Source organism: Selenomonadales bacterium 4137-cl, from assembly GCA_032334055.1.
GTDB lineage: Bacteria > Bacillota > Negativicutes > Sporomusales > UBA7701 > Anaeroselena > Anaeroselena agilis.
On the sequence record JAUOZS010000001.1, the window covers coordinates 2,780,816 to 2,799,824 of the forward strand.

The window sequence follows — 19,009 nt, forward strand, 5'->3', positions numbered from 1 at the left end:
CGGTCTATTTTAACATGCCGGGGCTAGACGGGAAATAGCAAATCGCAACACGGAATTCGTGTCGATTGGGCGGGCTTATGGGGACCAGGCGGGCCCTCTTGAAGAGGGCCCGCCGGTGACTCCTCACCCTTTCGGTTTTGCCGGGAGGCCGGGATACTGTCCGGGGTAGATTATTATCTCGCGATCGGTCATTACTTTGGCTACAACCCTGAGGACAACGGCGACATTGAATTGACGGAAACCGTGGTCGGGCGGATGGTCTCCCGGGGCGCATTTCGGTTTGCACCACTGATGGCCGTGGTGTTGGTCGTGTTCCCAGTGATCGTCATAACCGCACTGGTCATCGTCGCAATGGTCGTGATGATGACCGTGGCCGCAGTCGTTGTCATGTTCGCAGTCGTCGTGGTGATGGTGGCTGTGACCGCAGTCGCCGTCGTGGCCGCAGTCGTCGTGGCCGCAGTCGTTGTCGTGGCTCATGCCTTTGCCGTAATGGTATTTGCCGCGGTGATGGTGGTGGTGGTGGTGATGGTGATGCGGGCAGTCGTAGTCGACATATTCGACCATGACGTTGGCGTCGGCGTCCATGCCGCACATTGCGCCCCAGATAGGCACGTCGGCGGTGAATCTGACGCGGCGGACTTCGACGGCGTGGACGGGCTGGTCGGGCAAACAGGCTACGTAGAGGGCTTTGATTTCGAAATCGCCGCAGACGATGACTTTGTTGTGAATGATTGTTACGTCGCGTATGCAAAGTTTTTTGATGAAAACGTCGATGACCTGCTCGATCGACGGTTTCCGGCGCGGCACACGGACGCAGATGTCGAGCGTGCATTGGGTTTCCCCTTCACCGACCAGTTGACGGACGACGATGCTCTGCGGTCCGGCCTGTGCGCCCAGCACGCATTTCCCCAGGACTGGCTTGGGTTTATATAAGTAGTTCACGCTTGCACCCCCTTTCGGTGTTTCAGATTATTATATGAGGCTAAGGGGGATGGCGTGAGAGACGACCCGCCGTCGGCGGGGGATTTGTGAGCCTGGTTTATTGTCCCGCCGGTATCATGCTATAATATGTTTGTGGTATTGTTAGCTGCCGGCGCTTGCCGGTGATTATAGGAGGCAGGCTATGGAGCTGGTTTTGCTAAGACACGCGAAGGCTGAGGAGGATTCGGCCGCTCTTCCCGACGAACGGCGCGAGCTGGTGGCGAAGGGCCGCAAGCGCGCCCAGGCGGTGGCGAAGGGCCTTGAGCGGCTGCTGCCCGCCGATGGGCGGGTCGAGGTCTGGACGAGTCCGGCGCTCAGGTCGCGTCAGACGGCCGAGATTATCGCCGAGCATCTGGGGGTTGAGACTGTGACGGAGCATGCCGCCATTTACGCCGGCAGCCTGGACAATTTGCTTGCCGAGTGGGCCGGCGCCGCCGGGGAGCGGACGGTGATCGTCGTTGGCCACGAGCCGTATCTCGGCATCTGGGCGCGGCAGTTGGCGGACGTGACGCTGCCGTTCAAGAAGTGCGCGGCGGCGGGGTTCAGTATCGCCGCCCCCGATTTTTCGACCGGCACGCTGCGGTGGTTCGCGGGGCCGAAGGTGCTGACGGCGCTGGGCGGCGATAAGGGTTAGGAGGTGTAAACCATGCCGGGTTTGAACACCGAGGTGGAACTGAAACTGCGATTGCTGGCACCCGAGGCCTGGGAAGGGGTTTTTGCCGCCTCCGCCGTGGCGGAGATGCTGCTGACGCCTCCCCAGGACGAGCATCTGGAGTCATGGTATTTTGATACGGCGGAGGGCGATCTGCAGGAAGCCGGCCTGGCTTACCGCATCCGCTTGGAGGGCGGCCGGTGGGTGGCGACGGTGAAGACGGACGGGTCGGCCGCCGGCGGCCTGCACGAACGGCGGGAGTGGAATGTGACCGTCGACGGTCCCGAACCCAGCTACGATTATTTCCGCGCTACCGAGGCCGGCCCGCTGTTGGCGGCGGCAGCCGGTGACGCTCCTCTGGAGCCGAGGTTCAGCACGGTGTTCGACCGGCGGCGGGCGGATGTCGCCTTCGCCGACAGCCGCATCGAGGTGGCCGCCGACCGGGGGATGATTCTGGCCGGCGGCCGGGAAGAAGCGATCGCCGAGGTGGAGTTGGAGCTCAAGGAGGGTTCGGCGGCGGCGGTGCTTGCGCTGGGCGCGGAGCTGGCCCGCCAGCTCCCGCTGGCCGTGGAGCCGCGCAGTAAGTATTTCCGCGCGCTGGTTCTGGCGGGGCTGGACGAGGGCTTCGAACCGGCGGCGCCGGCGCTGGTCGAACCGGAGGATGCCGTGGTTCCCGCCGTTCGCAGTCTGGTCGCCGGCCAGATTCATACGGTTTTGGATACATACGCTAAATTTACGGCCGACGACAAGGATATCGAGAGGCTGCACCGGCTGCGTATCGAATTGCGCCGCCTGCGATCGCTGGTCGCTTTCGCGAAGCCGCTGGCCGAGCCGACGGGGTACGCGGCATGGCAGTCGGAGCTGCGCGCCCTCAGCAGGGCGACCCACGACCTGCGGGAGACCGACGTGATCGGCGAGGTGTGGGAGGAGATGCTTGCCGCCCGCACGCCGCTCGCCCCTCCCCCCTGGCTGGCGATGCTGCTGGCGACCGAGCGGGAGAAGCTGGTGGCGGAGCTGAAGGCGAACCTGGGCGACCAGGGGCGGATAACGGGGACGCTGCTGGCTTTCCGGTCCTGGCTGGCCGACGAGCGGTCGCTGCAGCCGCGTGACCTGTCGCTGGAGGATTTCGCCGCTTCCCGTGTGGGCGGCTGGCTGGACGATATGCGTACGGCCGGCAAGGATATCGGCCTGGAGGATGCCGCCGCCCTTCATCAGCTGAGGATCGAGGGGAAGAAGGTTCGCTATGTGCTGGAGCGCCTGCCGTTTGAGGACCGGCGGACGAGTATGCTCGTGGCCCGGCTGCGGAAGCTGCAGGACTGTCTGGGACAGGTGCATGACGCGGTGCGGATCGATACGGTGATGGGCCGCTGGATGAGCGAGCACGCCAGCCGGACCGTCCACCGCGACGCGGGGCTGCTGATGGGCTGGATGACGCGGCTGAGAGTGGAGGCCGGCGGGGAGTTCGCCGCCGCCTGGAAGCGGTTCCGGCGGGCGGCGAAGCGCTGGCGGAAGTAGTCGTGACAAATGTAATAAATACGAAAAGAACCGGCTAAGGCCGGTTCTTTTCGTATTCAACCGTTGTTTTCCGCCGGGCGGCGGGCAGTACAACTAGTCTTTTATGGAAAAACATGGCTATAAGAGCGTGGCCGGGGGCATACTAGGCCCAGACACCGTATGGAGGTGATTGTGTGGCTAATTATCGCCGCCGCGGACGCGAGCGCGGCTTTACGCTGGTGGAGCTGACCGTCGTGCTGGCCATTCTCGCCACGCTGGCCACCCTGTATGTTCCGGCGGTCGGGGCCGTCGCCGAGAACGCCGCCCTCTACAAGGCGCGGGCCGATCTGAGGGCGATCGACGGCGCCATGCTGCTCGGCGCGCCCCCCTCTCCCCTGCCTGAGCCGCCGGTGCTGCTGCCGGGGGCGGCAAGCAGTTACCAGGTGGACGGCAGCCGGCAGCGGGCCTATCTGCCGATGACGGTTAACGGCCAGGCTATCAGGCTGTACAGCGACACGCCGCTACCCGCGAAAACGAGGTGAACCGGAAAGTCGCCGGCTTGGCCGGCGCTTTTTTTATTTGGTTAACCGCTGCAGCCAATTGACGATGGCCGCTGCCAGGTCGTCATGGCGGCCGGTGAAGACGTGGTCGGCGCCGTCAAGGACGGCGAGTTCCCCGGGGGCCGCGCAGGCGGCGCGCAGTTGCTCGGAGCCGGCGAAGGGGACGGCGGCGTCGGCGGTCCCGTGGACGATGAGGAGGGGCGCGGCGAAGGACGCCGCGGCGGCGAGGGGGTCGTAGCCGCCGGCGGCAAGGTCGCGGACGAAGCCGCTGTCGAGGGCGAAGCCTTTGCCGTAGAAGTTGGCGATTCGTTCGCCGCGGGCGGACCTGGCCCACAGTTCGGGGCCGAGGATGGTGTCACGGAAATTATCCACGGGATGGACGACGGGGGCGACGGCGATCCGCCCGGCCAGCGTTCCGTCCGGGGCGGTGAGGGCCACCAGGCCGCCGAGGCTGTGGCCGAGAAGGAATACGGGCCTGCCGGCGAGCCGGCCGCCGACCCAGGCGAGGACGCTGCGCAGGTCCGCCTGCCAGCCGGCGACGGTGGTGTCGGCGGCAAAGGCGCCTTCGCTGTCGCCGGAGCCGGCGAAGTCGAAGCGGACGGCGCAGAAGCCCGCCGCTTCGAGGCTTTGGGCGAGGTTGCGCATGAGCTGGTTGGCGCCGACCTTGTCGCCGGTGAAGCCGTGGCAGCAGACGACGACCGGGGCGGCAGCCGCCTCCGGTTCGTGGATCATCGCCGACAGTCGTTTGCCCCGGCTTGCTATCCATTCGTGGCGTTTCATGCTATTCACCTCCGCGGAGGAAGCGTTCTTCGATGAAGTCGGCCATTGCGGCGGGGTCGTCTAGACCGAACCTTGGCAGGCCGGGATAGACGTCGGCGTCGGTGACGATGGCCACAAGGTCGTCCTGGCGGCACACCGGCGCGTCGCTAACGGGAGGACGGAAGATTTCTATCTTTGTGCGGCCTTCGTGTTTGTAGCCTTCGGTTATGACGATGTCGACGCCGTGGATGCGGTTGACCAGTTCGCTGAGCGGCAGTTCGGCCTCGACGTTGGCGATGATGGCCATTTTGTCCGGCGAGGATATGCAGACGACATCGGCGCCTGCCTGGGCGTGCCGCCAGGTGTCCTTGCCGGGATGATCCATTTCGAAGCCGTGGACGTCGTGCTTGATGATGGCCAGTTTGTGGCCGCGCCGTTTCATTTCGGCGACAAGCTTCTCTAGGTAGGTGGTTTTGCCGGAATTGGCTTTTCCGACAAAGGAGAGTACCGGTACCATGAAATACCTCCTCAGTGTTTGTCGTGGTCCTGCTGTTTGGCCGGGGCTTTCCGGCCTTGCCGGAAGGACGACCAGAACATCTGAATGCTCATTAGGGCGAAGAAGGCGCTGAACAGGCGGCGCAGCACGATGTCGGCGGTGATGTTGGCGACATAGGCCCCGACCATGCCGCCGAGGATGATGCCCGCGGCCAGGTACGGGAGGTAGCGGTAGTCGATGAGCCGGTTGCGGTGATGTTTGACGACGCCGACGATGGCGGTGGGGATCATGGCGGCGATGGCGGCCGCCTGGGCGGCGTGCTGGGGGACGCCGAGGAAGAATACGGCGGCGACGACGAAGATGGCCCCGCCGCCGATGCCGAGCAGGCCGCTCAATATGCCGGTGAGAACGCCGGTGAGGATGGCGAGGACGATCATAGGCCCCACCCCATTCTGATCGACATGGCGAGCGCCAGTACGGCGAAGATGCGTTTGAGGACCGCCGGCCGGACCCTGGGCAGCAGCGCCGAGCCGATATAGGCGCCGGTCATGCCGCCGGCGGCGAACAGGACGGCGAGGCCGATGTCGAGCTGGCCGAAGGTGTTGTAGACAAAGGCGCTCATGACCGCGCCGGGGATTACGATCGCCAGCGACGTGGCGTGGGCGGAGTGCTGGGATACGCCGAGAAAGTAGATCATGCACGGCACGAGGATGATGGCGCCGCCGATGCCGAGCAGGCCGCCCACCGCCCCGCCGATCGCTCCGATCAGTACGGCTTTGGCTTTGTTCATTGCCCACCTCTTTCTTTACCTGCTGAAGCATCTATTATATATTCCCCGCCCGTTAAGCTTTTCCTTGCTTCCCGACCGGGACTAATTTCCTATCGGCGGCAAAAAAGGTTTACGACAAAATCCGACGAACTATCCTATAGAGGTTATTCTTGCCATATATCCTGGCTTCGGAGGCAATCACAAGATGGCGACGAGACAGTCCGGCCGTGGCCCACGGGCCGCCGGCAACGATAGCGTGGTCCGCGTGCAGGCCGATATCCGCGACGGCGTGGAGCAGGAGCGCCTGAAGCGCTACACGCGGGAATACAAGCAGAGCAGGGAGATCGAGGAGGGGCTGGAAAGCCTGAGCCGCTTCGCCTGCCAGCCGATCGATTACGTCCCGGCCATGACCCGCAAGGAATGGGTTGAGCCGGCTATCCCCGATTTCAGCTATATCCTTGTCGAGACGCGCCTGAAGGTGACGAACAAGTACCTGGCGGCGATCGCCACGCAGGTGCTCGGCGGCCTGTTTTTCGTCATTCTCAGCTTGGCGTTCATGGATTCTTTCGTGCCGATCATCGGCATTGTCGGCCTGGCGGCCTGCACCCTGGCCCTCAATCGGGAGCTGCAGAACCGCCGCCGGGAGGTGGACCGCGCGCTTACGGAGGCCCGCGCCGATATCGAGCGCCGCGTTAAGGAGCTGCGGGAGAAAATCGCGGAGGAACGCCAGGCTTTCGAGGAAGCGGAGAACCAGCGGATCGCGAGGATCGAGCGCCTGCTGAACGCCGACCCGGCTGCGGTCTTCGAACGGATCGAGGAGGTGCTGCGGAGCTTCAAGCTGCCTTTTTATCTGCGCTGCACCGTCGATTTCTACGAACTGGAGCCTCTGGTCACTCTTTACCTTCCCGGGCACAACGTCATCCCGCCCAATATCGTTACCCTGTCGCAGGCTGGCGTCATCGATTACGAGGAGAAAACGGCGCCGGCGATCAATCAGCAGTACAGCGAGGCGATGGCCGGCACGGCTGTCACCTTGGCGCTGCTGCTGTACACCTACCTGCCGCCGCTCGACGTCCTGTACGTGCGGGGGGTGTTCGACCGTGGCGAGAACCCGGCATGCTATTACTGCCTGCGTCTAACCCGCCAGGCGGCGCTGGAGGTTGTGGAGGCCCCGAGCGCTCTCGAGGCATTCCGGCAGTTGGAGGCCCGTTTCGAGATCGGCCAGAACGGCATGTTCACCCCCATCGATGAGCAGTTGCTCCCCGACTGGTGGGAGGCCGCCCCGCGCGAAGGGGTGCTGGCTACGAAGCTGACCATCCCGTCGAAATTTTGACCACAGACCGGCCGCACCGCGTGAGCCGGTTTTTTCATGACCCGGCTTTGCCCGCCGGCGGACGGCCTGGTATAATAGAGGTGCTTATCACCTTTAAGGAGCTGAAGACTCTGAAAATATTGTTCTGGGACATCGACGGCACTCTCCTCCGCACGGCCAAGGCTGGCTTGTTCGCTTTCCGGCAGGCGACCGAGGAGCTGTACGCCGCCAGCCCGGATTACGACCGGGTAACGACCGCCGGCATGACCGACTGCCATATCGCCGCCCAGATCATCGCCCTGGCGACCGGGCGTGAACCCCGACCGGAGGAAACCGCGGCGCTGGTCAAGCGGTATATCGAGCTGCTGCCCGCCCATCTGGAGGCCCGCCGGGGGTATGTCATCCCGCCGGTGGCGGATATTCTGGCCCATGTCGATGGCGAGCCGGGCTATGTGTCGCTGCTCTTGACCGGCAACACGGCGGCCGGCGCCCACGCCAAGCTGACCAGCTACGGGATCGCCCAGTATTTCGATTTCGCGGTGAGCGCGTTCGGCGACGACTGCGCGAGCAGGACGGAGATTTCCTCCCGGGCGCTGGCGAGCGTGAAGGAGCGCTACCCTGCGGTGCCTCCGGAGGATATTTTCGTGATCGGCGACACGCCGAACGATATCAGCTGCGGAAAGGCGATCGGCGCCCGCACGGTGGCGGTGGCGACCGGCACGTTCACAGCGGCCGAGCTGGCCGCCCACTCGCCGTGGTGGGCGGTGGAGCAACTGCCGGCGCCGGCCGAATTCGCGGCGAAACTGGCGGGGAAATGAAAAAACCTCCCGGACAATAGTCCGGGAGGTTTTATGTGTGCAGGACTAATTTTCACTGGCCAGCTTTAAACCATACAGGGCGGCCTCGTCGCCGGGGTTGATCCTGAGCGCCGCCCGGAAGGCTTTGGCGGCTTCGGCCGGCAGGCCGACCTTGAGGTTGTGGTAGCCGTCCTTCATATGGTTGGCGTAGTGGTCGAGCTTATTGCCGTCGCTATCATAAATATAGTCCTCGTCCCATACTACCTGATGCTTGGAAATATAATAGCTGTTTAGTCCGAAAAGAAGCTGCGCCAGCCAGCGCCCCTCCTTGTCCCGAAAACCGCGTTTCCCATCCCGTTCCACAAAGACCATCCCGTTTTGGCAATGCCGCGAGGCATGGGAAAATTGCGGCTCGATCACCATCTTACCCGCCGTATCGATAAAACCAAACTTGCCGTCCACCCGCACCTTGGCAATCCCCTCCTGGAAATCCCACGCCCCTTCGAACCATGGCGTAATAGGCTTGCCAAACTCATCAATGAACACATACCTGGAAGCTGTGTAGTTGTTAATGTAGACCAGACCCATCGCCGGCTCCCCCGCCGTCAGGATCAAGTCATCGAACACCGGCTCGATCACCATTTCCCCCGCCCGGTTGACGGCCCCGGCTTTGCCGGACGGCCGCACTACCGCGAGTCCTCCTGCGAAGTACCCAGCCTCGGAAAACTGCGGCGCGATAACCATCGTCCCTTTTTTGTCGATATAGCCCCATTTGTTCTTTACCTTTACCGCTGCCAGCCCCTCGGAGAATAGCATGGCTCCCTGGTATTCGTACTGCGGCGCGATAACCATTTTCCCCGTTTTGTCTATGTACCCGTATTTTCCGTTATCTTTCACAATAGCAAGCCCGTCGCGGAAGCCCCAGGTATGATCGTACTGCGGCGGGACGGCAAGATTTCCGTCTTTGTCGATATACCCGTACTTCTCGCCCTCCTTGACCCTGGCCATGCCATCGGCGAAGTCGTCGACATAATCGAACCTTGGTACGATCAATACCCTGCCCTGTCGGTCGAGGACGCCCCATTTGCCGCCTTTCGTGACGGGAATAAAGGCACCCTCATATTCTCCGCCCGCCACCGCCAGCAGCAGTCCTTCTCCTTTGTAAATAATCGCGGAATACCGCGGCGCGGCAAGCAGGCTGCCCTCCTTATCTACGACACCCCACCGACCGTCCGCTTTCACGGCGAATATATCAAGATAATCGTTTCCCATGCTTCTCATGGTACTCAATAGCTTCACTTCTTCGAAGCGGGGCGGAATAACCCATTTACCGGTACCGATGTGCAGCAGACCTTGTTTATCACCGCCCGACAATTGCACGCGTAGAGGCATGTCATCACGTAGATAATATGCCGACGACGCAACCTGCACATTAACAAAGCCTTCCGCCGGACATGCCGTCCCCAACAGCAGCGCGGCCATGAGTATGAATACCAGCTTCTTCATCCGCAATCCCCCCACCGAACAAGCAGCCGGCAAAACTCGCCGGCTGCTCGCCGGATAAGTGTTTTTCAAATATATTGTACCAAACAATGAAATAATTTGTTATATCTTGGCATATATTCTATTTATTTTCATCTACCTCCATCCAGGTCCGGAAATGCGGTATCGGGTCGCGGCGGCCCGATCCCATACCGGGACCAAATTCCGGCGAATCAGCCAATTCGAAATGAAGGTGCTGATCCGGAAGCGGATTATCATCACCGCCGGCATTCCCCGAACTTCCCGACTTGCCGATTATCTGCCCAGCCTTGACCGGCGTGTCTTTCAGTATGCCGTTGTCAGAAAGATGGGCGTACAACGCGTACCTCGTCTCCCCATCGTGGTCGAAGCGGACGATAATATACTTGCCGTACCCTTTCACTTCTCCCTTTTCATGAATAACCCCATCACCCACTGCTAAAATGTCGGTTCCGTTCTTGGCCCAGAGATCGACCCCCTGGTGGTTAGGGTCTATATTGTATGTTCTATTGGGTTTATAGGTATTGGATTTAGCTTTGCCGCGCACCTCCATAATAGCGAGGGGATCCGAGGTAAACTTATGCCGGGCCTCGTTATTCCTGCTTGCACCGGCGTCCATATACCCGCCGCTGCTCTGCGCCTTCACAACCTCATTGTCCCGGTAGCGGTTGCGAGCTTCGCTGCCGGACGGATCGCCCCCGTATTGCGGGAACATCCCTTTCGGGTCTACCCACCAGTTGGTGCCGCTGTCTTTGCCGCTGCTCCCGCTCGTCGCATTTACCCAACTGCCTGTGCCGTCGTCCCTGCTACGTTCAAAAAACGCGTCCCAGTAATTGGTCGGCTCATTCGGCCGCCTCGTTTCGCCCCGCGACGGATTAAACAAGCTTGCCGCAGGCGTCATCTGCAATGGCTTCTCTTCTCCCTCCCTATTGTCCCAGCCGTTGAGATAAAACTCCTGTCCCTTGGGTATCGCGCTCGCGGCGTACGGCTGGCCGAACTGGCGCAGTATTCGCGCCTTCAGACCGGGGTCCACCGGCCGGTACACCGTCCGCAGTTGCTGCGGCGGCGCCTCCCGCCTCCGTTCGGCTTCCTCCATTTTGGACAGTTCCCACTCGATGTCGTCGTCGTCCATCCCCGCCAGACTGTCCTGATAACCCAGCGCCCGCATCCTCCTCAGGTACTCTTCCTCTCTGCTTCCCATGAACACACCCCCTAATTATTTACCGGTTTTCCGGCATAAAAATAAGAAGGCCGCCCTGGCGGTCTTCTTGACGATATCATCATATCACACTTTTTTGCCAGAAAGTCCACTAAAAGTCCACTTTTCGTCCAAAACGGGATTTTAAGTAATTTTTTAGGATTTACTTATTACCGTGCGTCCCCGAGTTGCCGGGACCGTTCAGAAGGCCCCAGATGCAAGTGGCACCGCAGGAGCGATTGCTTGCGTACTCGGACGTACGCAAGCAATCGCTCCGAGGAGCAACGCCGCAGATGGGGCCTTATCAACGGGCTCCTTGTATTTTGGCGGAAGACTTCATTGCCGGGAAGACGTAGCGGGCGACGATGGCGGCGAGGATGACCGCGCCGCCGGTGAGCGACCAGGGGCCGGGCGCCTCACCGAGGAGAAAGAATACCCATATGGGGTTTAGAACAGGCTCGATCATGGTGATGATGGTGGCCTCGATGGCGGTGACGTGCTTGATGGCGAGGGAGTAGAGCACGTAGGAAAAGCCGAGCTGGAAGATGCCGAGGAAGACGATGGCCGACAGGCCGCCAAGGCCGGGGTTGCCGTGGAACAGGAAGGGGATGCCGAAGAGGAAGGCGAGGGTGTTGCCGAGCAGCACCGAGCCGAAGGGCGACGCGTCCTTTTGGCTGCGCATCGCCAGGGCCATGACAGCGAGGCTGATGCCGCTGCCCACGGCCAGCAGGTTGCCGAGCAGGTGGCCGGCCTCCATTTGGTCCTGGAAGAAGAGGGTCATGCCGCCGAAAACGAGGCCGATTGTCGCCCAGTCGAGGATGGTGGCTTTTTCTTTGAGGAACCAGGCGCCGAAGAGGGCGACCCAGATGGGGGCGGTGTACTGGAGGACGATGGCGTTGGCGGCGGTGGTCATTTTGTTGGCGCTGACGAACAGCGTCACCATCGCGGCGTAGCCGAGCGCGCCGGTTATCTGCACTTTGCTGAGGTTGAGCGGCTGGCGGCGGAAGGCGAAGCGGATGACGGCGGCGGCGACGAGGCTGCGCACGCCGCTGATGGCCAGCGGGTGCCAGTCGACCGCTTTGATGAGGAGCCCGCTGCTGCTCCAGAGGACGGCGGTGATTACGAGGAGGATGATCGCCCGGAAATGCTCCGTTCTGCCGGAGCCCAGCAACCAGTTCAATTGTGGCGCTCTCCTTTACCGGCTCAGGCCGGTTTGCATATAGTTATACGATTTTGGCCGCTTTGAGGGCGGCGATTTTGTCGGCGGAATAGCCGAGTTCGGCGAGGACTTGGTCGGTGTGCTGGCCGAGTACGGGGGCAGGCCGTTCGATGGTGTCGTCCGAGGCCGACATTTTTACGGGGTTGCCGGGGATGGTGATCGTGCCGGCGACCGGATGGTCGACGGCGACCATCATGTTGCGTGCGCGGATGTGCGGGTCGCCCACGACCTGGTCGACTGAGAGGACCTGCGCGCCGGGGACGCCGTTGGTTTCGAGGACGGCGAGGAGTTCCCCGGCGGTGAAGCGGCTGGACCACCGGTTGATTATTTCGGTAAGGGTGTCGATGTTCTCGGCCCGCTTGGCGTTGATCTCGAACCGGGCGTCGGTGACGAGGTCTTCCCGGTCCATGGCCTTGCAGAGCCGCCGCCAGGTGGCTTCGTTGGCGCAGGCGATGAAGACGTGGCCGTCGCTGGCGGCGAAGACGTCGTAGGGGCTGACGTTGGCGTGGCTGCTGCCCAGTCTCGTCGGAATATCGCCGTCGATGGTGTAGCGAACGACGGCGTTTTCGAGGATGGCGGCGATGCAGTCCTGCATGGAGATGTCGATCCGCTGGCCGCGGCCGGTGCGCTCGCGCTGGTAGAGGGCGGCGAGGATGCCGATGGTGGCGAAGTTGCCGGCGTTGATGTCGCCGAGGGCGGTGCCGACGCGGGTGGGCGGGCCGCCTTTGGCCCCGGTGATGCTCATGAGGCCGCCGGTGGCCTGGGCGATGGCGTCGAAGGCGTACCGGCCGGAGTTGGGGCCGTATTGCCCGAAGCCGGTGATGGATGCGTATATGAGTCGAGGGTTGACGGCGGCGAGGTCTTCGTAACCCAGCCCCCAACCGGCCATGGTGCCGGTGGCGAAGTTTTCGAGGAGGACGTCGGCCCACCGGGCGAGGTCTTTGAGGACCGCCTGCCCTTCCGGCCGGCGAAGGTCGAGGGTTATGCCGCGTTTGTTGCGGTTGAGGGTCATGTAGTAGCCGCTTTCGCCGTTGGCGAACGGGCCGAAAAGCCTTGAGTCGTCGCCTCTGCCGGGAACTTCGACTTTGATTACGTCGGCTCCCAGGTCGGCCAGCACCATGGTGCTGTAAGGTCCGGTCAGAACCCGCGATACGTCGAGCAGTTTGAGTCCGGCCAGCGCCTTGGTCAAATATAATCCCCCCACAATTTATCTAAATATTTACGATATATTCCATTATTATAACCTTTGGGGCCGGTCTTGACAATCGCGCCGCGCCATGCGACGCCTGCCCCGGAAATGAGGAAAAGGCCTTCGGATTAGCGCGAAGGCCTGGCTTGTGGCGTGGCGCTCAGAAGGCGGCGAGGTCTTCGTCGCGGGCGTCGCACAGGAACATGTGGCCGGGAGCGTGGGTGATCATTATTTCGGGTTTGGTGGTCATGGCGACCGCCTGGGGGGTGACGCCGCAGGCCCAGAATACCGGCACTTCGCCGTCGCGGATTTCGACCGGGTCGCCGAAGTCGGGGCGGCCGAGGTCGCGGATGCCGATGACGGCGGGGTCGCCGATGTGGACGGGGGCGCCGTGGACGGCAGGGAACCGCGAGGTGACCTGGACGGCTTTGACGACTTTGTCGTGAGGGACGGGGCGCATGCTGACGACCATGTTGCCGTGGAATTTCCCGGCCGGGCGGCAGGGGTTGTTGGTGATGTACATGGGGACGTTGCAGCAGGCTTCGATGTGGCGGACGGGGACGCCGGCGGCGAGGAGGGCGGTTTCGAAGGTGAAGCTGCAGCCGAGCAGGAAGGCGACGAGGTCGTCGCGCCAGTATTTTTCGAGGCTGACGACTTCGTCGGCGAGGACGCCGGCTTTATAGATGCGGTATTTGGGGGCGTCGTAGCGGAGGTCGGCGCCGGGGGCCATGAGCTTAGGCTCGGGCGAGCCCGGGTCGGTGACGTCGAGCACGGGGCAGGGCTTGGGGTTGCGCTGGGCGAACAGGAGGAAGTCGTAGGCGAGGTCCTTAGGAACGATGGCCAGGTTGGCCTGCACGTGGCCTTTGGCCATGCCGGCGGTCGGCCGGGCGAGTTCGCCCTGGCGCATGAGCTGGCGGAGGGTGGTGGGGGTCATTGACGCGTAGTCCATTTCATCGACCTCGTTTCGCGGATTTGTCACAGTCTGGCGTTTCCGTGCAGGACGGCTTCCCGCACGAGGGTGACGAAGGCCAGGTGGGCGTCGGCGCCGCAGCCGTCGGCGCCTGGGTATACGCCGCCGCTGATGGGGTCGTGGAAGCCGGCCGCGGCGGTGGCTTCGAGCACTCTTTTTTCCCGCGCGGCGTCGGGGCCGGCGGCGGGCGCTCCGGCCAGCAGGCCGAGGAGGGCGGCGATGGCGTAGCCGCCCCAGTTGGAGATGGCGGCGGCGACGAGGACGTCGACCGGGGTGGCCGGCGCCAGGCCACGGCCGCAGGGGCACTGGCATTTGGCCCCGTACGGCACCTGGGCCCGCACGGCGTCGGCGATGTTGGCCATGCCGATTTCGTTGCCGCCGTCGCCGACGGCGACGGTGGCGATCCGCCGGCTGCCGGCGGCGCGGAAGAGGTGGTCGAGTTTGGCCTGGCTGGCGCCGGTGTCTTCGCCGTTCATGTTGTGGATGACGCCGGCGTCGTTCATGCCGCCCCGTTCGATGGCGATGCAGGCGGCGGGCTTCAGGTCGTCGAGCAGCCGTTCGGCGGCCACCGCGGCTTCGTCGCCGGCGACGGGGAACGGCAGGACGGCGAGGGTCAGGAGCTTGTCCCTGGCGACCGAGTGGCCGATTTCTCCGGGGGCGACGCACTGGAAGCCGGCCGCGCGGGCGACGAGTTTGACGCCTTCCACCAGGCAGGCGTCGGTGACGATGACCGGCGCGGCCTTGAGGGCCAGTCGCAGGGCGCGGGCGAGGGCTACGGCCCCCGGCGGCCCGTCCGATTCGCCGCAGCCCGGGGCGACGACGGGCTGGTCGACCCAGCCGGTGGCGATGATGACGGTGTCGCCGGGCCGCACGCGGTCGATGAGGAGGTCGGCGGCCGCCAGGGTGAGGGGTTTGCCGGTCTTTTCGCGGGCGGCGCCGTAAAGCTTGGCGATTATGCCCCGCGCCGGAACGTCCAGGCTGATGAGGCGGTCGAGCGTTTCGGCGATTTGCTGAGTTTTCGGAATCATGTCTTTCCCCTTTTCCTTTCCTGCGGCAAGGCTCGTCCGCATTCGCGGCCGAACGACATTTCCCGGGAAATATCGCCTCTGGGCGCTTCATGTTCTCCACCAAAAGACGCCTGGCTTCAGCCATGCGCCCGGAGCCCGCGGAAAATCCGGGCCGCGGGCGGCCCTTCTCCGGAATCCCGGAGGATGGCGGAGCAGTTCAATGCCGTCAGGATACGGCGGTATTCTGTGTTAATGATACCAGCCGGGCGTTGGACCTGTCAACGCCCGGACCGCCGGCAGGCGGCCCGGGCTGGTCCGTCGTCAGAGGACGACGCGAATGCTGTTGTCGCGCAGCCAGGCGTCGATTTGGACGAGGTAGGCCATGAGCTGCGGTCCGCCCATGAGTTGGCCGAACCACGGGTAGGGAGAGCCTGCGTCCACTGAGGCGGCGAAGTCGCGGACTTTCGCGGCGTCGATGAGCGGCAGCAGGGGCGAGGCCTGATCGTCGAGGACGGCGAGCAGCCGGTCTTTTACTTCCGCGGCGAACGAGGGGTTATGGGTTTTGGGGTAGGGGCTTTTGCGCCGCCATAGCACGTCGTCGGGCAGGACGCCGGCGAGGGCGTGACGGAGCAGCCCTTTTTCGCGTTGCTGGTAGTTTTTCATGCCCCAGGGAATGTTCCAGGCGTATTCGACCAGCCGGTGGTCGCAGAAGGGCACCCGGAGTTCGAGCCCGCAGGCCATGCTCATGCGGTCCTTGCGGTCGAGGAGGGTTGGCATCCAGCGGAAGAGGCTGAGGTGGAATATCTCCCGCATGCGGGCGTCTTCGGCGGCTTCGCCGGTGAGCCGCGGCACGTCGGCGAGCGCCTCGGCGTAGCGCTGGCGGGGATAGTCGCGTAGGAAGGTGTCGGCCCTGAGCAAGGGGGATAGCAGTTCGAGGCGCCGCTCGGGCCGCGGGGACCATGGGAAGGTGTCGGCGGCGAGCATTTCCGGGCGGTAGAACCAGGGGTAGCCGCCGAATACTTCGTCGGCGCATTCGCCCGACAGCCCGACTGTCGCTGCTTTTTTGACCTCACGGCTGAAAAGGTACAGGGAGGTGTCGATGTCGGCCATGCCGGGGAGGTCGCGGGCCCGGGCGGCGTCGCGGAGGACGCCGGCGAGTTCCGGGGTGTCGAGGAGGATTTCGCGGTGGCGGGTGGCGAAGTGCTCGGCTACCCGCTGCACCCAGGGGGCGTCGCGGTTGGGCTGGAAGGAGTGTGCGGCGAAGAAGCGGTCGTTGTCAATGTATTCGACGGAGAAGGTGTCGAGGGTGCGGCCTTCTTCCCGGTAAGCCGCGGCGGCGACGGCGGTTATGGCGCTGGAGTCGAGGCCGCCGGACAGCAGGGTGCACAGGGGAACGTCGGAGACGAGCTGGCGTTTGACGGCGTCCTGGAAGAGCGCCCGCACCATGTCGACGGTGGCGGGGAAGTCCTGTTCGTGCGGCTGGCTGGTTAGCGACCAGTAGCGCGTTTTCGCCAGTCCGCGCCGGTCGAACAGGGCCGCGCAGCCGGGCTCAAGCTCGTCGATTCCCCGGAAAACGCCGTGACCGGGGGTGCGCGCCGGGCCGAGCATGAAGATTTCCGCCAGGCCCTCGCGGTCGATTTCCGGCTGGATGTCCGGATGGGCGAGCAGGGCTTTGAGCTCGGAGGCGAATACCAGGCCGTCCGGGAGGCGGGCGTAGAAGAGCGGTTTTACGCCCAGGCGGTCGCGGGCCAGGAAAAGCCGCTGGCGGACGGTGTCCCAAATGCCGAAGGCGAAGATGCCGTTGAGCCGTTCGACGCAGCCGGCTCCCCATTCAATGTAGGCTTTGAGAAGTACTTCGGTGTCGGAGGAAGTGGTGAACGCATGGCCGCGGGCCATGAGATCCCAGCGCAGGTCGGCGGTGTTGTACAGTTCGCCGTTGTAGGTTATGATGTATTCTTGCCCGCCGCGGCTGCGGAGCATTGGCTGTTTGCCGCCCGCCGGGTCGACGACGCTGAGGCGCCGGTGGCCCAGGGCGGCGTGCCGCGATTTGTAGAAGCCCTGGGCGTCCGGTCCGCGCCGGGCCAGGGTGTCGGTCATGGCGGTCAGGACGTCCCCTTCGCGGGTCAAGTCCCTGTCCCAATCGACCCATCCGGTGATACCGCACATCTTATACTCTCTCCTTCTCAGCGGGGAAACGAACGGCGCCTACCGGCGCCGGCGAACGGCCCGGTAGGCGTCTTTGCCCCGTGATTACGGGTTATGATATGCGGCGGCTGCTTATTTTGCCACCCCGGCCGCCTGGCGTTTGGGTCAGCGTTTGCCGCTCTTGGGCTTGCTCTTGGGATTTGACGGCGGCAACGTCATCTCGTCAAAGTCTTCGTCTTCTTCCCGGCAGTCGGGCCCCTGGGCGGTGGTGTCGGCCACATCGTGGCTGTGACCGTCGTCGTAGCTTGTCTCGCCCTCGTAGGGGTGAACGTGGCCGCCGTCCATGGTTTCGACGGCCGGGCCGGTGATGATGTCGAACCAGTGCCAGTGGCCGTCGTAGTAAGAGGTCCGCACCCGTATGCGGTGAACGTGGGACTGGCCTGCCGCCCTGGCCGGCCCGGTGACGCCCTGGATAATGTGCTGGTGGTCTTCGGCGACCAGTGCCAATGTATCGAAAACATGTACATGGACCATATGGCGGTCTTCGCGGTCTTCGCCGGGGGGACGGCGGTGCGCTTCGTTTTCGGGCATATTCCTACCTCCCTTCTCCTTCTGTGGTATTATATGCGCCAGGCCCCCCGCCGGCGACAAGGAAAAGGCGGACGCGCGTATTGGTATTCCGGCGGACGGGTGGTAAAATAGTTGTTAGGATCTGAATTAGTTGGGAGAGTGCCGTATGGGGTATCGTATTCAGGAAAATTGTCAGGGGATCGACTGGGATGCGGTTTACGGGATACTGACCAGCGCCCGGATGGCTTCACATCCTCTGGAAAAGGTGAGGTCGGCGTTCGAGAACAGCTACCGGACGGTTTTCGTGTTCGAGGGCGATCTCTTGCTCGGCTTCGGACGGGCGATTTCGGACGGCGCCTACGAGGCGGCGCTTTACGATGTCGCCGTGCTTCCGGAGTACCGGGGGAAAGGGATCGGCAAGCTGATCGTGACGAAGATCCAGGAGGGACTGCCGGGCATGAACACGATTTTTTTCGCGATGCCGGGGGTGGAGAAGTTCTACCGTTCGATGGGCTACGCGAAGATGCTGACCGGCATGGCCAAGTTCGCCCGCGCCGAGGTTATGCGGGAGAAAGGCTTTTCGGACTGAGCATCCCCGGACGGCCGGGAGGCGAAAAAAGGACACCCGCCTAAAAACAGGCGGGTGTCCTTGCGTTTTGGCCGGCAGGGCCGGTCATATTTTGCTGATAAGCTGCTGGAGGATTTTGTATTTGGCGTCCTGATAGATCTTGTCGAGATCGACGATGTACCACTCGCCGTTGAGCTTCTCCAGGCCGACAGGCCGGACTACGATGTTGAGCGAGTTCTGCTCGGTCTGCAGGGTGGCTACGACGACGGCGTAGTCGCCTTGTTCGGCCGCTTTCCTGAGCGACAGGAGGTTGGCGTTTTTGAGGTCTTCCAGCCCCGATTTGCCGGTGAGGTACTTGATGACCACCCGCGGATCGTTGGCCGTGCTCGGGGAGATATAAAGCGCGGCGTCGTTCAGGCGGTCGCCTTTGGCGGCTTCGAAGAAGGTTTTGACAACCCCGTCGGCGGACAGCCCGGTGACGCGCTTGGCCCCGCCGCCTCCGCCGCAGCCGGCGAGCAGCACCACTATCAGCAGGGTGAATACAGCCGTGAGTTTGAGCATGCTTTTCTTCATCTAAGGCCCATCCTTTCCCGCATATCATTATTGACACATGTTATGTCTATTATAGCAGCGTCTGACTGATTAGTCACCACGCCACTATTTTCCTGATATGCGCGCGGCGAGCGCAGGCCACACTAACTTAAATCAGGCCACACGGAACGCTTGCCCGGAAGGGGCGGCGGGCAGGGGAAAGCCCCCTCTGCCTCGGATGGCGGCGGGGGCGTGTGATTTCCGTCACGGC

The 19,009-nt window shown here is 63.2% G+C and carries 20 protein-coding genes; 6 read left to right on the forward strand and 14 right to left on the reverse strand.

Features of this window, described 5'->3' with window-relative positions; genetic code table 11:
* Window positions 1-123: 123 nt before the first annotated feature.
* A complete protein-coding gene (locus Q4T40_14655; protein MDT8902488.1) occupies window positions 124-942 on the reverse strand; it encodes a DUF3794 domain-containing protein in 819 nt (272 codons plus the stop codon).
* A 181-nt stretch (window positions 943-1,123) separates the two neighbouring features.
* Here Q4T40_14655 and Q4T40_14660 point away from each other — a divergent pair, with 181 nt between their 5' ends.
* The 3 genes from Q4T40_14660 to Q4T40_14670 all read left to right on the forward strand — a co-directional run bounded on the left by Q4T40_14660 (window position 1,124) and on the right by Q4T40_14670 (window position 3,669).
* Window positions 1,124-1,615, forward strand: a complete 492-nt coding sequence (locus Q4T40_14660; protein MDT8902489.1) for a histidine phosphatase family protein — start codon at window positions 1,124-1,126, stop codon at window positions 1,613-1,615.
* A 12-nt stretch (window positions 1,616-1,627) separates the two neighbouring features.
* A complete protein-coding gene (locus tag Q4T40_14665; GenBank protein MDT8902490.1) occupies window positions 1,628-3,148 on the forward strand; it encodes a CHAD domain-containing protein in 1,521 nt (506 codons plus the stop codon).
* Between the two features lie 173 nt (window positions 3,149-3,321).
* Window positions 3,322-3,669 carry a prepilin-type N-terminal cleavage/methylation domain-containing protein gene (locus Q4T40_14670; protein ID MDT8902491.1) on the forward strand — a complete coding sequence of 116 codons (348 nt, stop codon included), beginning with the start codon at window positions 3,322-3,324 and terminating at the stop codon, window positions 3,667-3,669.
* A gap of 33 nt (window positions 3,670-3,702) precedes the next feature.
* On the opposite strand, the gene Q4T40_14675 is transcribed toward Q4T40_14670, so the two are convergent.
* Genes Q4T40_14675 through Q4T40_14690 form a run of 4 tightly spaced genes read right to left on the reverse strand, consistent with a single transcriptional unit; the run spans window position 3,703 to window position 5,732 of the window.
* The gene (locus Q4T40_14675; protein MDT8902492.1) at window positions 3,703-4,467 is read right to left on the reverse strand and encodes an alpha/beta fold hydrolase; all 765 of its coding nucleotides are present in this window, start codon (window positions 4,465-4,467) and stop codon (window positions 3,703-3,705) included.
* A gap of 1 nt (window position 4,468) precedes the next feature.
* A complete protein-coding gene (mobB, locus tag Q4T40_14680; GenBank protein ID MDT8902493.1) occupies window positions 4,469-4,963 on the reverse strand; it encodes a molybdopterin-guanine dinucleotide biosynthesis protein B in 495 nt (164 codons plus the stop codon).
* Window positions 4,964-4,974: 11 nt separating this feature from the next.
* Window positions 4,975-5,379, reverse strand: a complete 405-nt coding sequence (locus Q4T40_14685; protein MDT8902494.1) for a sulfite exporter TauE/SafE family protein — start codon at window positions 5,377-5,379, stop codon at window positions 4,975-4,977.
* Complete coding sequence (locus Q4T40_14690) at window positions 5,376-5,732, reverse strand: sulfite exporter TauE/SafE family protein (protein MDT8902495.1); 357 nt, start codon at window positions 5,730-5,732, stop codon at window positions 5,376-5,378. Before Q4T40_14690 ends, Q4T40_14685 begins: the two co-directional genes overlap by 4 nt.
* Window positions 5,733-5,916: 184 nt before the next feature.
* On the opposite strand from Q4T40_14690, the gene Q4T40_14695 reads away from it, so the two are divergent.
* Window positions 5,917-7,044: a hypothetical protein gene (locus Q4T40_14695; protein MDT8902496.1), complete on the forward strand. Its 1,128-nt coding sequence runs from the start codon at window positions 5,917-5,919 to the stop codon at window positions 7,042-7,044.
* A gap of 80 nt (window positions 7,045-7,124) precedes the next feature.
* Window positions 7,125-7,841, forward strand: coding sequence for a haloacid dehalogenase-like hydrolase (locus Q4T40_14700; GenBank protein ID MDT8902497.1), 717 nt, complete (start codon window positions 7,125-7,127; stop codon window positions 7,839-7,841).
* Between the two features lie 45 nt (window positions 7,842-7,886).
* Here Q4T40_14700 and Q4T40_14705 read toward each other — a convergent pair whose 3' ends face one another.
* From Q4T40_14705 to Q4T40_14740, 8 genes are all read right to left on the reverse strand, one after another.
* Complete coding sequence (locus Q4T40_14705) at window positions 7,887-9,326, reverse strand: WG repeat-containing protein (protein ID MDT8902498.1); 1,440 nt, start codon at window positions 9,324-9,326, stop codon at window positions 7,887-7,889.
* 118 nt (window positions 9,327-9,444) lie between these two features.
* Entirely contained in the window at window positions 9,445-10,542 is a 1,098-nt protein-coding gene (locus tag Q4T40_14710) for a M23 family metallopeptidase (protein MDT8902499.1), read from the reverse strand.
* Between the two features lie 301 nt (window positions 10,543-10,843).
* A complete protein-coding gene (locus Q4T40_14715) occupies window positions 10,844-11,719 on the reverse strand; it encodes a DMT family transporter (GenBank protein MDT8902500.1) in 876 nt (291 codons plus the stop codon).
* A gap of 43 nt (window positions 11,720-11,762) precedes the next feature.
* A complete protein-coding gene (locus Q4T40_14720; protein ID MDT8902501.1) occupies window positions 11,763-12,947 on the reverse strand; it encodes a CaiB/BaiF CoA-transferase family protein in 1,185 nt (394 codons plus the stop codon).
* 160 nt (window positions 12,948-13,107) lie between these two features.
* Entirely contained in the window at window positions 13,108-13,896 is a 789-nt protein-coding gene (locus tag Q4T40_14725) for a putative hydro-lyase (protein MDT8902502.1), read from the reverse strand.
* 26 nt (window positions 13,897-13,922) lie between these two features.
* Window positions 13,923-14,945 (reverse strand): DUF4392 domain-containing protein, encoded by a 1,023-nt coding sequence (locus Q4T40_14730; GenBank protein MDT8902503.1) that lies wholly within the window; start codon window positions 14,943-14,945, stop codon window positions 13,923-13,925.
* A gap of 300 nt (window positions 14,946-15,245) precedes the next feature.
* Window positions 15,246-17,090 carry an asparagine synthase (glutamine-hydrolyzing) gene (asnB, locus tag Q4T40_14735; protein MDT8902504.1) on the reverse strand — a complete coding sequence of 615 codons (1,845 nt, stop codon included), beginning with the start codon at window positions 17,088-17,090 and terminating at the stop codon, window positions 15,246-15,248.
* Between the two features lie 144 nt (window positions 17,091-17,234).
* Window positions 17,235-17,660, reverse strand: a complete 426-nt coding sequence (locus tag Q4T40_14740) for a YmaF family protein (protein MDT8902505.1) — start codon at window positions 17,658-17,660, stop codon at window positions 17,235-17,237.
* A 145-nt stretch (window positions 17,661-17,805) separates the two neighbouring features.
* Between Q4T40_14740 and Q4T40_14745 the strand changes: the two genes are divergently transcribed.
* A complete protein-coding gene (locus Q4T40_14745) occupies window positions 17,806-18,228 on the forward strand; it encodes a GNAT family N-acetyltransferase (GenBank protein MDT8902506.1) in 423 nt (140 codons plus the stop codon).
* An 84-nt stretch (window positions 18,229-18,312) separates the two neighbouring features.
* Here the strand turns inward: Q4T40_14745 and Q4T40_14750 are convergent, their stop codons facing one another.
* Complete coding sequence (locus tag Q4T40_14750; GenBank protein MDT8902507.1) at window positions 18,313-18,780, reverse strand: hypothetical protein; 468 nt, start codon at window positions 18,778-18,780, stop codon at window positions 18,313-18,315.
* Window positions 18,781-19,009: the final 229 nt, after the last annotated feature.